This window comes from Mangrovimonas spongiae, from assembly GCF_003944795.1.
Taxonomy (GTDB): Bacteria; Bacteroidota; Bacteroidia; order Flavobacteriales; family Flavobacteriaceae; genus Mangrovimonas; species Mangrovimonas spongiae.
The window spans coordinates 31,858-46,336 of the sequence record NZ_RWBG01000003.1 but is presented as its reverse complement, the minus strand read 5'-3'; the positions used below and the strand labels follow the sequence as shown (position 1 = coordinate 46,336).

General features: G+C 33.3%; 15 protein-coding genes. 14 read left to right on the top strand and 1 reads right to left on the bottom strand.

All coding sequences use genetic code 11. The features are described 5' to 3' along the window. The first annotated feature begins 57 nt into the window (after positions 1-57). From EJA19_RS07350 to EJA19_RS07290, 14 genes are all read left to right on the top strand, one after another. Positions 58-990, top strand: a complete 933-nt coding sequence (locus tag EJA19_RS07350) for a bifunctional riboflavin kinase/FAD synthetase (RefSeq protein WP_394342049.1) — start codon at positions 58-60, stop codon at positions 988-990. Beyond that, positions 980-2,290 (top strand): HTTM domain-containing protein, encoded by a 1,311-nt coding sequence (locus EJA19_RS07345; protein ID WP_125467719.1) that lies wholly within the window; start codon positions 980-982, stop codon positions 2,288-2,290. The genes EJA19_RS07350 and EJA19_RS07345 overlap by 11 nt, the downstream gene beginning before the upstream one ends. 60 nt (positions 2,291-2,350) lie before the next feature. Beyond that, positions 2,351-3,634 (top strand): serine--tRNA ligase, encoded by a 1,284-nt coding sequence (gene serS, locus EJA19_RS07340; protein ID WP_125467718.1) that lies wholly within the window; start codon positions 2,351-2,353, stop codon positions 3,632-3,634. Between the two features lie 137 nt (positions 3,635-3,771). After that, on the top strand, positions 3,772-3,903 hold the full coding sequence (locus EJA19_RS12785; protein WP_262706692.1) for a hypothetical protein: 132 nt from the start codon (positions 3,772-3,774) through the stop codon (positions 3,901-3,903). A gap of 207 nt (positions 3,904-4,110) precedes the next feature. After that, entirely contained in the window at positions 4,111-5,853 is a 1,743-nt protein-coding gene (locus EJA19_RS07335; RefSeq protein ID WP_317124823.1) for a tetratricopeptide repeat protein, read from the top strand. A gap of 58 nt (positions 5,854-5,911) precedes the next feature. Beyond that, positions 5,912-6,235 (top strand): DUF4286 family protein, encoded by a 324-nt coding sequence (locus EJA19_RS07330; protein ID WP_125467716.1) that lies wholly within the window; start codon positions 5,912-5,914, stop codon positions 6,233-6,235. Position 6,236: 1 nt separating this feature from the next. Next, positions 6,237-7,007, top strand: coding sequence for a 16S rRNA (adenine(1518)-N(6)/adenine(1519)-N(6))-dimethyltransferase RsmA (gene rsmA, locus EJA19_RS07325; protein ID WP_125467715.1), 771 nt, complete (start codon positions 6,237-6,239; stop codon positions 7,005-7,007). Positions 7,008-7,019: 12 nt separating this feature from the next. Next, positions 7,020-8,390, top strand: coding sequence for a magnesium transporter (gene mgtE / locus EJA19_RS07320; protein ID WP_240640238.1), 1,371 nt, complete (start codon positions 7,020-7,022; stop codon positions 8,388-8,390). 118 nt (positions 8,391-8,508) lie between these two features. Continuing rightward, on the top strand, positions 8,509-9,447 hold the full coding sequence (locus tag EJA19_RS07315; RefSeq protein WP_125467714.1) for a 2-hydroxyacid dehydrogenase: 939 nt from the start codon (positions 8,509-8,511) through the stop codon (positions 9,445-9,447). A 59-nt stretch (positions 9,448-9,506) separates the two neighbouring features. Beyond that, positions 9,507-11,246, top strand: a complete 1,740-nt coding sequence (locus EJA19_RS07310) for a tetratricopeptide repeat protein (RefSeq protein WP_125467713.1) — start codon at positions 9,507-9,509, stop codon at positions 11,244-11,246. Between the two features lie 181 nt (positions 11,247-11,427). Continuing rightward, on the top strand, positions 11,428-11,955 hold the full coding sequence (locus EJA19_RS07305; protein ID WP_125467712.1) for a hypothetical protein: 528 nt from the start codon (positions 11,428-11,430) through the stop codon (positions 11,953-11,955). A gap of 117 nt (positions 11,956-12,072) precedes the next feature. Continuing rightward, positions 12,073-12,525 carry a DUF1801 domain-containing protein gene (locus tag EJA19_RS07300; RefSeq protein WP_125467711.1) on the top strand — a complete coding sequence of 151 codons (453 nt, stop codon included), beginning with the start codon at positions 12,073-12,075 and terminating at the stop codon, positions 12,523-12,525. 9 nt (positions 12,526-12,534) lie between these two features. Further along, entirely contained in the window at positions 12,535-12,921 is a 387-nt protein-coding gene (locus tag EJA19_RS07295; protein WP_125467710.1) for a VOC family protein, read from the top strand. Positions 12,922-12,975: 54 nt separating this feature from the next. Then, positions 12,976-13,389, top strand: coding sequence for a YtxH domain-containing protein (locus EJA19_RS07290; RefSeq protein WP_125467709.1), 414 nt, complete (start codon positions 12,976-12,978; stop codon positions 13,387-13,389). Between the two features lie 45 nt (positions 13,390-13,434). Here EJA19_RS07290 and arsB read toward each other — a convergent pair whose 3' ends face one another. Beyond that, on the bottom strand, positions 13,435-14,475 hold the full coding sequence (gene arsB / locus EJA19_RS07285) for an ACR3 family arsenite efflux transporter (protein ID WP_125467708.1): 1,041 nt from the start codon (positions 14,473-14,475) through the stop codon (positions 13,435-13,437). Positions 14,476-14,479 lie beyond the last annotated feature (4 nt).

The following is a 14,479-nucleotide window of genomic DNA, read 5'->3' as shown; positions in this document are numbered from 1 at the left end:
AGAGGATTGAAAGTTATTCAATCCTCTTTTTTTATTTTTGTTCTTCATTTATACACTTTGGAAATAATTCATCAAAAACATATAACTTTTAACCAACCAACTGTTCTTACAATAGGAACTTTTGATGGCGTTCATATTGGGCATAAAAAAATCATTGAGCGATTAGTTAAATCGGCTAAAGACAATCAACTTTGTTCAACCGTTTTAACGTTTTTTCCTCACCCAAGAATGGTGCTTCAAAAAGACACTAATATTAAATTGCTAAATACTATTGATGAGAAAAGCAGCATATTACGCCAGCTAGGTTTAGATTATTTAGTGATAAAAGAATTTACTAAAGAGTTTTCCAGATTAACCGCCGAAGATTTTGTGTTAGATATATTAGTTAATAACCTCAATACAAAAAAAATAATTATCGGTTATGACCATCATTTTGGCAGAAATCGTACCGCTAATATTGATGACTTAAGAGTGTTTGGTAATAAATATAACTTTGATGTAGAAGAAATAAGCGCTCAAGATATTAACGAAGTAACTGTGAGTTCTACAAAAATTAGAAAAGCGTTAATAGATGGCGATATTATAACAGCTAACAAATACCTAGGGTATAACTATATGCTTTCTGGCGAAGTTATTAAAGGCAAGTCTCTGGGCACTAAAATAGGATTTCCTACGGCTAATCTGTTTATTAAAGAAACTTACAAACTTATTCCGAAAGACGGTGTTTATGTGGTAAAATCTTTAATTGATGATGAATGGATTTATGGTATGATGAATATTGGGTCTAACCCAACGGTAAACAATACAAACAGTCAATTTATAGAAATTCATTTTTTCAATTTTAAAAAAACGATTTATAGTCATAAATTAGTTGTTGAAATCCTTCAACGAATTAGAGATGAACAAAAATTTAATTCGGTTGATGATTTAAAACAACAACTACAGGAAGATCAAAAAACAGCTTTAAAGCTTATAGAAGATTTTGAATAACTTCTTATTTAAACATATAGATAATAGCCCTTTAATCGTCTTTAGAATTATCTTTGGGCTGCTTTGTTTTTTAGAATCGGTAGGCGCCATTGTTACGGGTTGGGTAAAAAGAACCCTAATCGAACCCGAATTTACCTTTTCTTTCATAGGATTTGAATGGCTACAACCTTTACCAGAACATATAATGTACGCCTATTATATAATTATGGGCATTTTTGGACTTTTCATTATGTTAGGTTATAAATATAGATTTAGTGCTATTATGTTTACCCTAATGTGGGCAGGAACATATTTTATGCAAAAATCGTCTTATAACAACCACTACTATCTTTTAATAATTTTAAGCGCTATAATGGCATTTCAACCTGCTAACAGGTATTTGTCTCTAGATGTAAAACAAAACCCAAGTCTAAAAAAAACAGCTATGCCACAGTGGTGTAGTTGGGTGTTTATTATTCAAATGTTTATTGTGTATACCTACGGTGCTATTGCCAAGTTATACCCAGATTGGTTAGACACCTCTGTCATGGAGCTCATGATGGCTTCCAAAAAGCATTACTACATTATTGGCGATTTACTTCAACAAAAATGGGCACATTATTTTCTTGCCTACGGCGGTATTTTATTTGACGGACTTGTAATTCCATTATTACTATTTAAACCAACACGAAAACTAGCTTTTTTCGCCTCTATTTTTTTCCATTTATTTAATTCTATCGTATTTCAAGTAGGCATTTTCCCTTATTTATCGTTAGCATTTGCTCTATTCTTTTTTTCACCAGAAACTATTAGAAACATTTTCTTAAAAAAGAAGCCTTTATATAACAAAGGAGAAGTCATTATACCATCATACAGTAAACCTCTAATAGCTTTATTTGCTATTCATTTTTTAGTTCAATTGGCATTACCATTAAGGCATCATTTTATTAAAGACAATGTCCTTTGGACAGAAGAAGGCCACCGTATGTCCTGGAGAATGATGTTACGTTCTAAACAAGGCGTTGCCAGTTATGTGGTTCAGGATAAAAAAACCTTAAAACGAGAAAACATCAATCTAAACGATTATCTAACCAAAAAGCAACAACGTCATGCCTCTAGTAAACCCGATGTTATTTGGCAATTTGCACAACATTTAAAACAAGATTACGCTAAAAGAGGAAAAGATGTTGCCGTATACGTTTCTTGCAGAATTAGCGTTAACGGTAAACCATACAAAAAGCTTATTAATTCCGATGTTGATATAGCATCGGTAAACTGGAAACCATTTAAACATAGTTCTTGGTTATTACCTTCAAAATAAACACACTTTTATTTAAAAACTTGTTACTTTTGCTTTTTAAATTTCCTCAAAAGAAACAGCATGTTACAAGTACCATACATTAGAGAAAATAAAGACAATGTTATTGAAGCTCTAAAAAAAAGAAACTTAGACGCTACAGAAACAATTAACAATGTCTTACAATTAGACGAAAACCGTAGAAAAACGCAAACACGTTTAGATAATATTTTAGCCGAATCTAACACCTTATCCAAAGAAATTGGTATGCTTTTTAAATCTGGAGAAGTAGAAAAAGCCAACGATATAAAAAGTAAAACATCTAACCTAAAAGAGGAATCTAAAATACTTTCTGATGAGTTAAATAACATTTCAAACCAATTGAACGATTTGTTATACACCATTCCAAACGTACCACACGAGTCTGTACCAAACGGAAAGTCTGATGAAGACAATGAAGAAATTTTTAGAGAAGGAGATATTCCAAAACTTCATGATAAAGCTTTACCACATTGGGAATTGGCCAAAAAATATAACATAATAGATTTTGAATTAGGCTCAAAAATTACAGGCGCCGGATTCCCTGTTTACAAAGGAAAAGGTGCTAGACTTCAACGTGCTTTAATACAGTATTTTTTAGATAAAAATGCTGATGCTGGCTACGAAGAAATTATCCCGCCTTTTTTAATTAATACAGCTTCAGGCTACGGAACTGGACAACTACCAGACAAAGAAGGCCAAATGTATGAGATTGCCAATAACGTATCAGAAGACACATTATACTTAATTCCAACCTCCGAAGTTCCTATTACCAATATCTATAGAGATGTATTATTAAACGAAACAGATCTTCCAATAAAACATACCGCTTATTCACCATGTTTTAGACGAGAAGCAGGAAGTTATGGGAAAGATGTAAGAGGTTTAAATAGATTACACCAATTTGAAAAAGTTGAAATTGTAAGAGTTGAAAAGCCTGAAAATTCTTATCAAGCCTTAGACGATATGGTGAAACATGTAAAAACCCTATTACAAGACTTAAAATTACCATACCGTATTTTACGATTATGTGGTGGCGATTTAGGGTTTACTGCTACTCTTACCTTCGATTTTGAAGTGTTCTCTACAGCTCAAAACCGTTGGTTAGAAATTTCGTCTGTATCAAACTTTGAAACCTATCAAGCAAATAGATTAAAACTACGCTTAAAAAACAATCAAGGTAAAAAAGAATTAGCACACACATTAAACGGTAGCTCGTTAGCATTACCAAGAGTTTTAGCTGGTATTCTAGAAAACTACCAAACCGAAAATGGTATAAAAATACCGGAAGTTTTAATTCCTTACACAGGTTTCGAAATGATTGACTAACCTGTAGGTTTTTTCATATTTTCAAGACAAAACGCAAAAAAACCGGGTCATTCACCGATTTTTTTGCGTTTTACTTGTATATCACAATTTTTTTACAGAAGTTAGTAAGGTTAAGAACTTAAACCTACTTACTGGTAATGAAGAATTTAAAACGTATTATTCTTTTAGCCGTACTCGCTTTTTTAGCTGGAAAACTTTTATTTTCAGATTTTGATTTTGGTAATCAATCAGAAAATAAAACCGTAACGGCTACTATTTTGGACGAATAAAACAAATCCTTTTTGTCCCAATCAAAATAATTGAATCATGTTTAGTGATTAATAGCACTTTTATATTGATTGGTCAATGCCTGAATTAAGCATTCGGGCATTTTTTATTAAAAAATTCACACAATAGCATATCTCATTTTATATCTTTACTCATTAGTTTTTATTATGAGAAATCTATTCACTTTATTCTTTACCTTAATCATAACCTTGAGTTTCGCTCAAGATGAAGATTTGGCTAACGAGTATTTTAAAAACGGAGAATTTGAAAAAGCTATTATTTCTTACCAAAAACTATTAGAAACGTCTCCTAACAATTACAAATACCTTTTTGCTTTAGTAGAATCGCATCAAAATCTGGAACAATTTAAAGAAGCTGAAGAATTACTTACAACACAAATTTCAAGAACCAAATATCCTGCACTACAAATAGAATTGGGGTATAATTTTCAATTACAAAAAAACCAATTAAAGGCAAATGAAAATTATGATGTAGCCCTAAGCTTTGTAGATAAAAACCCACGTTATGCTTATATAGTAGGTCGTGCTTTTGAAGATAAATCGCTACTAGATTATGCTATTTTGGCTTACCAAAAAGCGATGGAGCTTAACCCAGAGTTAAAGTTTAATGTTCAATTGGCTAGAATTTATGGAGAACAAGGAAAAATTGAAAAAATGTTTAATAGCTATTTAAACTTTTTAAACAACAACCTTAACGAGAGCTATTTAAACAATACCAAAAGAATTTTTAGCGATTTTATTAGCGAAAACCCAGAAAACGAAAACAATGTTTTATTAAGAAAAATTCTCTTAAAAAAATTACAAGAAACCCCCAATTTACTGTGGAATGAAATGTTGAGTTGGTTGTTTATTCAGCAAAAAGAATACAACAAAGCGTTTATGCAAGAAAAAGCCATTTTTGCCAGAAACCCTGTGAGTTTAAGCAGAATTATTGAGTTGGGGGACAACGCCCAAGAGGACAAACGCTATAACACAGCTATTAAAATTTTTACTCATATAACAGAAACAGCACAAGACACAGAAACTATTTTAGAAGCCGAAAACAAACTTATTAACCTTGAAACACAACTGGCTAATAAAGAAGGCTACAACAGCATACAAGAAAAGTACACCTCACTTTTTGATACTTATGGCAAGTTTACTACAACGCTTGATTTACAAATCTCTTACGCCAATTTTCTTGCTTTTAATTTAAACAAAACATCTCTAGCAATAACTAAGCTTCGAGAGACATTAAAACTCCCTCTAAGTAAATTTCAAGAGGCCAAAGTAAAATTAACCTTAGGTGATATTTTAGTGTTTGAAGAACGTTTTAACGAAGCACTTATTTACTTTTCTCAAATTCAAAGAAATCTAAAAAACAGCACCTTATCGCAAGAGGCAAGGTTTAAAGTAGCGCAAACCAGTTATTACAAAGGCGATTTTAAATGGGCAGAATCGCAACTAAAAATCTTAAAATCCTCAACAACGCAACTTATTGCTAACGATGCTTTGGACTTAATGTTACTAATCACAGATAACAAATACGAAGATTCTACACAAACCGCTTTAAAACTTTATGCAAAAGCCGATTTAATGGCATATCAAAACAAAACCGACGAAGCCATTACACTCTTAGGCACTATTCTAGAAGAACACAAAGGCAAAAGTATAGAAGATCAAGCATTATTAAAACAAGCACAACTTTTTGAGGATAAAAAACAATACAACAAAGCCATTGCCAATTACCAAAACATTATCACCAATTACAGCGATGATATTCTAGCAGACGATGCCTATTTTTCGCTAGCAGAAGTCTACAACAATATTTTAGCTGAACCCGAGAAAGCCAAACCTTTTTACGAAAAAATTATCTTCAACCACGAAGACAGTATCTACTACGTCGAAGCCAGAAAAAAATACCGAATGCTCCGTGGCGATACCATAAATTAAGTCATAACCGCATTAAGCTATTACATTCTGTTTATCTTTGCGCTTAAACTCATTAGTAATGATTATTTACAACGTAACCGTAAACATAGACGATAGCATTCACGACGAATGGCTTAATTGGATAAAAAACCATATTCCAGTAGTCCTTTCTACTGGGCTTTTTACCGAAGCTAAACTCACCAAAGTCCTTGTAGAAGAAGACATGGGAGGCATAACCTACTCCATTCAATATCGTGCAAAATCCAAAGAAGCATTACAGGAATATTATAAAAACCACGCCGAGGCTATGCGTCAAGACGGCATAAAACGCTTTGCCGATAAAATGCTAGCCTTTAGAACAGAGTTAGAAGTGATTGACGAATTTTCTGTAACATTCAATTAATATGTCTGTACGCGCTAAAAAACATCTCGGGCAACACTTTCTAACCGATGAAAATATTGCTAAAAAAATAGCCGATAGCTTATCTCTTGAAGGCTACAAAAATGTGTTGGAAATTGGTCCTGGAATGGGCGTACTTACAAAGTATCTTTTAAAAAAAGACGTCACAACCTACGTGATAGAAATTGATACTGAATCGGTTGAATATTTAAAAAATAATTACCTCAACCTGGCTGATAAAGTTATAGAGCAAGACTTTTTAAAATACAATTTAACAGAAGTCTTTAATAACGAGCCCTTTGCCATAATAGGCAATTACCCATATAATATTTCCTCACAAATTGTATTTAAAGCCCTGGAAATGCGCGATCAAGTTCCAGAGTTTTCAGGTATGTTTCAAAAGGAAGTTGCCAAACGTATTTGTGAAAAAGAAGGTAGTAAAACGTATGGTATTTTGTCTGTTTTAGTACAAGCATTTTACGATGCTAAGTACTTATTTACAGTACCACCATCGGTATTTAACCCGCCGCCAAAAGTCGATTCTGGTGTATTACTTTTAAAACGAAAAGACAACTACACCTTGCCTTGTAATGAAAAACTGTTTTTCAAAGTCGTAAAACAAGCTTTTCAACAACGCCGAAAAACATTACGTAATAGTTTAAAAACATTCAATTTGAATGATAATTTAAAAGCAAATGCTATATTTGGCAAACGACCCGAGCAATTAAGCGTTCAAGAATTTATCGAGCTTACACAAGCTATCGAAAACCAATAAAACCTATTTTGTTTGTCTGAAGAAAAAGAGCACATACAATTCGAACTTACCGAAGCCCTTGTAGAGCAAGTAGAGCAACTTATTGAACAACAAGATAATAAAGAATTAAAAATCTTGTTGAATGAATATCACTATGCCGATGTTGCCGAAATTCTAGACGAACTCAACTTAGACGAAGCCACGTATATTATCAAGCTTCTCGACTCCGAAACCACCTCGGATGTCTTAATGGAACTCGATGAGGACAATCGTGAAAAAATCCTTGAAAACCTCTCGATTAAAGAAATTGCCGAAGAAATTGAAGAGCTCGATACCGATGATGCTGCCGACATTATCAACGAACTTCCTGAAGATCGTCGTCAAGCTGTCATCTCCAATATCGAGGACGAAGAACACCAAGCCGAAATCCGAGAACTTCTCGCTTACGACGAAGATACTGCCGGTGGTTTAATGGCTAAAGAGTTGGTAAAAGTATACGAAACTTGGACCGTTGCAGGCTGCCTACGTCGTATTCGTGGGCAAGCTAAAGATGTTACAAGAGTACACTCCATTTACGTAGTAACCAAAGAAGAAAAACTTATTGGTAGACTATCGTTAAAAGATTTAATCACGGCAAAAAATGAACAAAAAATTGCCGATATAGCAAAAGACAATGTCGACTTTGTAAATGTAAACGACGATGTAGAAGACGTTGCCAGAGTAATGTCTAAATACGATTTGGAAGCCATTCCTGTGGTTGATGACAATCAAATATTATTAGGCCGTATTACCATAGATGACATTGTAGATGTCATGAAAGAAGAAGCCGAAAAGGACTATCAATTGGCAGCAGGTATCTCACAAGATGTTGAAGCAGATGATAGCATTTGGCAACTCACCCGCGCACGTATTCCTTGGTTGTTTCTTGGCCTTATTGGTGGTGTTGGCGCCTTTTTAATTATGGAAGGATTTCACGAAGCCTTTTCAAAATACGCTATCCTATTCTTTTTCACACCACTTATTGCCGCCATGGCAGGAAACGTAGGCGTACAATCTAGTGCAATCATTGTTCAAGGTTTAGCTAACGACGATATTAAAGGAAGCATAAACAGCCGCCTAATGAAAGAAATGCTCCTCGCAGCACTCAATGGTATTATCCTGGCCATATTCCTCTTTCTATTTGTTTGGGTTTCACAACAAGACGCTAAAACCGCATTTGCCATATCCATTTCCTTAGTTGTAGTTATTATTGTTGCTGGTTTAATAGGCACGTTTGTTCCCTTATTTTTAGACAAACGCGGCATCGATCCCGCCATTGCCACAGGCCCTTTTATTACCACCAGTAACGATATTTTTGGCATTCTTATTTACTTTACCATTGCCAAACTTATCTTAGGTATTTAATTGGGCGTTCCCCTGTAGGGTCGCGCTTTTGCCAGTCGCTTTTTTTTATAAAAAAAGAGCTCCAACAAAGGCGCAATCGCTAACGCAAAACTTCGTAATTTTACAACAAAATAACATCATGCGTATTCTACATCTCGATACTAATCATCCTTTACTCATACAACAACTAACCGATTTAGGTTTTACAAACGACGAAGATTATACCTCATCAAAAGCTGAAATTGAAGCCAAAATCCAGCAATACGATGGTTTGGTTATAAGAAGTCGTTTTACCATAGACAAGTCATTTCTGGATGCTGCAACAAACTTAAAATTTATTGGTCGTGTGGGCGCAGGATTAGAAAATATCGATTGTGATTATGCTAAACAGAAAGATGTGTATTTAATTTCGGCACCAGAAGGTAATCGCAATGCTGTTGGCGAGCACGCTTTGGGCATGTTATTATCACTGTTTAATAAACTTAATAAAGCTGATAACGACGTACGAAACGGCAAATGGCTACGAGAAGACAATCGCGGTGTAGAGCTTGATGGCAAAACCATAGGATTAATTGGTTATGGTAATATGGGTAAAGCCTTTGCCAAAAAATTACGTGGCTTTGATGTTGAGGTGCTTTGCTACGATATTAAACCCAATGTTGGCGATGCAAACTGTAAGCAAGTTACTCTTGAAGAATTACAACAAAAAGCAGATGTATTAAGTTTACATACACCACAAACACCGCAAACCATAAATATGATAAACAATACGTTTATAAATAACTTTGCAAAACCGTTTTGGCTAATTAACACGGCTCGTGGTAAAAGTGTGGTAACACAAGATTTGGTTACAGCCTTAAAATCTGGGAAAATCCTTGGCGCTGGATTGGATGTTCTGGAATACGAAAAAGCGTCTTTCGAAAGCTTGTTTTCTTCTAAAATACCCGAAGCGTTTCAATATCTTATTCAAGCTAAAAATGTATTACTAACACCTCACGTCGCTGGATGGACAGTTGAAAGCAAAGAGAAATTGGCACAAACTATAGTCGATAAAATAAAGGCTAAATTTACGCCTTAAAAACAGCATTACATTAAGTTTTATACAAATCCGTATCTTTATGAAAACCAATCCATTCTGTGAGATACTTTATCGTTTTCATTTGTCTGCTGTTTTGCGACTTATCTTTAGCGCAACAGGATTTAAGTAGTTTAGAGGCATTAAAAAAGTTTCGCGAGCTACGACATAAGATGAATAAAAACTTCCCCGAAGATGATATAAGAACTTATAGACGTGCGTCGTTTACAGAAAGTCAATTACAAAACTACTTATCACAGCATTTTCAATCAATGGATTTACTTCCATTAATAGAAGGTGAATACAAATTAAAAACAGATAGTTATTTACACTCAGGCAACTGGTTTTATAACATTGGTTTTGCAGAACAGTCTATTAATGCTTATAAAGATTTCTTTAAATATTACAAAACCCATAAAAAATATCTTCCTATAAATGAAAAGGATCACTATATAGAAATGCAAAATTTTGCCTATAGTATTATGGCTGAAAATTATGCCAAACTAGGTAAATTAGATAGTGCAGCAACTACGCATTTGGCAAATATTAATTTTTCCAAAATGTATGAAGGTATTTACTACCCATCGGCATTAAATAACTACGGACTCTTTTTTTATTGGGTTAAAAATGATTTCAATCAAGCGCTTTATTATTTTAATAAGGCCTATGAAATCACACAAATCAAAATGCCTAATCACAGTTTAAATGGTAGTATTAGGGATAATATTGCCGATATATATTACGATCAAAAAGAATATGAATTAGCATTACCGCTTTACCAAAAAAACTTTAGATTTTACGAAACAACACCAAATGTAAAAACCAAACGTATAGATGTTACGCGTCTTATTAGCGCAGGCAATCAATTAATAACGACAAATATTAAGCTTCATAATATTGATGATGCTAATAAAACATATAAAAAGTTGCTACAATTAATAGATACCCATAACCAAAATTTAGCAATTACATCAAAATTAGAGTTTCTTAAAACCAAAGAAATGTTACTAAATGCAAAAGGCGATATTAAGGAAGCCTACGCTATATCTAAAAACATTTTAAAATTATCTGACAGCCTTAATGATGTTGCCAATAAAACAGATAATAAATGGGTAACAGAACTAAACAATCGTATTATAGATCGTGTGTCATTAAGCTTTAAAATTGATCAAATACAAAAAGAAAATAAAATAAAAAGACAGCGCTTAAAGCTTTGGGTTTTTGCCTTAATTTTTTCTATTATAATAATTCTCTTAGCCTCTCTATTTATTAGGAGGAGACAACACATAATAAATGCTAAAAATAAACAATTACTGGCAGAAAAAACCTTAGAAAACACCACCCTTAAAGTAAAACAGTTAAATTCTGAAATTAAATCTAGAGAACGAGACTTATCTGATTTTGCTATTAATCTTAGCCAAAATCAGGAGTGGATTGAACTACTAGGACATAAAATTGAAGCCCTTAAAGAAGCTGGAAAAAAGGAAAAAAAACAATTACTAGAAGAACTTGAACAAGATATTCATAATAAAGTAAGTTTCGATACAAACACTAAAGACTTTTTTGAACGACTTGATAAATTAAGCGATTTGTTTTACAGTAAATTAGGTGAAAAGTTTCCTAACCTAAGTAAAAATGATATCAGACTCTGCTCTTTAATACGGTTAAAAATTGATAGTAGAAGCATTGCTACACTTCAAAATATTACTTTAGCTTCTTTAAATACGAGCCGTTACAGGCTAAGAAAAAAACTTAAACTCTCCGAAGACGACGATTTAGACACTTTTATTCAAAATCTCTAAAACCAATACAACATTCTAATAATCAACATATTAAACAAATTGTCTATTAAATGTCTATTGCTTGTTGATTAGGTGTCTATAACTCATTTACAGTTTCAACCATACTAGATTGTAAATTAGAGCATTGAAAAAAATCATCCCTTGATTAATAGCAACTATTGTCTAACTTAAATTCATAGTCATGAAGAGATTACTAATCGGTTTAATTATCTTTGGGTTAAGCTATCAAATTCAAGCCCAAAACAATGTTGCTTATTTAAATACTTCAAACGAAGTTAAAACTACTCCAACACGAAAAACAAATCCTAAAACATTAAAAAATGTACTTTACTTATCAAAAGTAAATAATAAACAATTGCCAATTGTGGTACAAAAAATGCGATCTAAGGTTGCAGCATTTAATGTAAGTGATTTAGCTATTTACACACCCAAAGAAAAGGCATTTTACAATGTTGTTTTTAACGAAGGGGACTATAAAATAATTGCCAACTTTAACCACAATGGTAATTTAACAGAAAGCACAGAAACATATAAAAATGTAAGGTTACCTGTAGAGATACATGCAAAGCTTGCTAAAAATAATCCCGAATGGATTATTAGCAATACACTTTGTAAAATTATCTATAAAAGTACTAGTGGTGCACAAATTACTTATAATGTGATATTAAAAAACGATACTAAAAAAAAGACTCTTAAAGTAATTATTTAGCAAACATATTACGCAGTTTTAAGCGACCTATTTTCAGGTCGCTTTTTTTATATATCAGGTTCTTATTTTGTGAGCAAAATTGTTACATTTATAACAATAGAAATAAATTAAAAATTTATGCAATACAAAGCATCATCGCCAGAAGACTATATAAATCAAGTTCCTGAAGAGCGTCAAGATGCCTTAAAAAAACTTCGACAAATCATAAAAAATAACTTGCCTAAAGGTTTTGAAGAAGGCATTCAATACGGAATGATTGGCTATTACGTGCCACACAGCAAATATCCCAATGGTTACCACTGCAATCCCAAAGAACCTTTACCCTTTATCAGTTTTGCCTCGCAAAAAAATTCCATAAACCTATACCATAGTGGCATTTATGCCGTACCTGAAATCCACAATTGGTTTGTAAGCGAATATCCAAAACACTGCAAACTAAAATTAGATATGGGCAAAAGCTGCGTTCGTTTTAAAAAGCTTGAGCAGATTCCTTATGAGTTGATTGCAGAACTTTGCACAAAACTCACCGCAGACGAATGGATAGACATTTACGAAACTAACATAAAATAAGAAATAACTATGAAAAAACGCGTAACTGGCATTGGCGGTTTATTTTTTAAAACCAAAGATCCCAAAGCCACAAAAGACTGGTATAAAAAACACTTAGGTTTTAATACCGATGATTACGGTTGTACCTTTTGGTGGAAGGATAAAGATGGTAATGACTGCTCTACACAATGGAGTCCGTTTTCCAAGGATACCGAATATTATAAGCCATCAAAAAAAGAGTTTATGTTTAATTATCGGGTGGAGAATCTTGAAGAATTATTAAAAACCCTAAAAGACGAAGGTGTTACCATTGTTGGCGAAATGGAAGAATACGATTATGGAAGATTTGGTTGGATTATGGACAACGACGGTAACAAAATTGAACTTTGGGAACCCGTAGACAATGCTTTTTTGTAATTCCATTTATTTTTTTTCTAACTTTAACCATTAACCATTAAATTTTAAAATATTATGTCTGAAGAAAACAAATCCAACGATAGATTTGATGATACCAAAGAAACCGCTAAAAACTTTAGTGAAGAAGCTAAAGAAACCGCCAAAGAATTTACAAAAGATGCCGAAGAAGTATTAAGCGACGGCAAAAACGTAGCCGTTATTGCTCACATTACATTAATAGGATGGGTTATTGCCATTGTAATGAATAACGGTGACAAGAAAACTGAATATGCCTCTTTTTACATTCGTCAAATGTTAGGTATTATGATTATTGGTTTCGTTTTAGGTATTATTCCTGTGGTAAACCTAGTTGGCTGGATTCTAGTATTAATCCTATGGATTATTAGTTTAGTAGGTGCTCTTAGTGGCAAGAAAAAAACTATTTTCTTACTTGGCAATCAATTTCAAGACTGGTTTAAGTCTATCTAAACAAAAAACTATTTCAAAAACCGCAAATACTTATTTGCGGTTTTTTTATGCTTTAAAGTATTTTTCACGAAGCCAAAAAGCTACTTTTACTAGTAAAATTAGTGCTGGGACCTCTACCAAAGGTCCAATAACACCAGCAAATGCTTGTCCAGAATTCAATCCAAAGACAGCAATAGCAACAGCAATTGCTAGTTCAAAATTATTACCTGCAGCCGTAAAAGCTACTGCTGTTGTTTTGTTATAATCGGCCCCCATTGCTTTAGTAACAAAAAAACCTAGGATAAACATGATGGTAAAGTACAGCAACAATGGTATGGCAATAATAACCACATCCATTGGGATTTCAACAATCAACTCCCCTTTTAAAGAAAACATCACCACAATGGTAAATAACAAAGCTATAAGTGTTAATGGTGAAATAGTAGGAATAAATGTTTCGTTATACCACGTTTCACCTTTCAGTTTCACTAAAATCAATCGGCTTAAAAAGCCTAAAACAAAAGGCAATCCAAGGTAGATAGCGACGCTTTCGGCAATGGTAGCAATAGATATATCGACAATAGCGCCTTCAAAACCAAAATAAGGTGGCAGCACAGTAATAAAAATCCAAGCATAAAAACTATACGCAAACACTTGGAAAATGCTGTTCAACGCCACCAATCCAGCACCATATTCGCTACTTCCTTCGGCTAAGTCGTTCCACACTAAAACCATCGCAATACAACGTGCTAAACCAATTAAAATTAATCCAACCATATATTCGGGGTAATCTTGTAAAAACGTAATGGCTAAAAGAAACATTAAAATAGGTCCAACAATCCAATTTAATACTAACGATACGGATAGAATCTTTACATTTTTAAACACTTTTGGCAATAGCGCATAATTTACTTTTGCCAAAGGCGGATACATCATTACAATTAACCCAATGGCAATGGGAATATTAGTAGTTCCACTACTTAATCCGTTTATTTTTTCGGGAATACTGGGTGCAAAATAGCCTAAGGCTACACCAAAAGCCATCGCTAAAAATATCCACAAGGTTAAATTCTTATCTAAAAAACTAAGTGATTTTTTGGAACTCATTTTT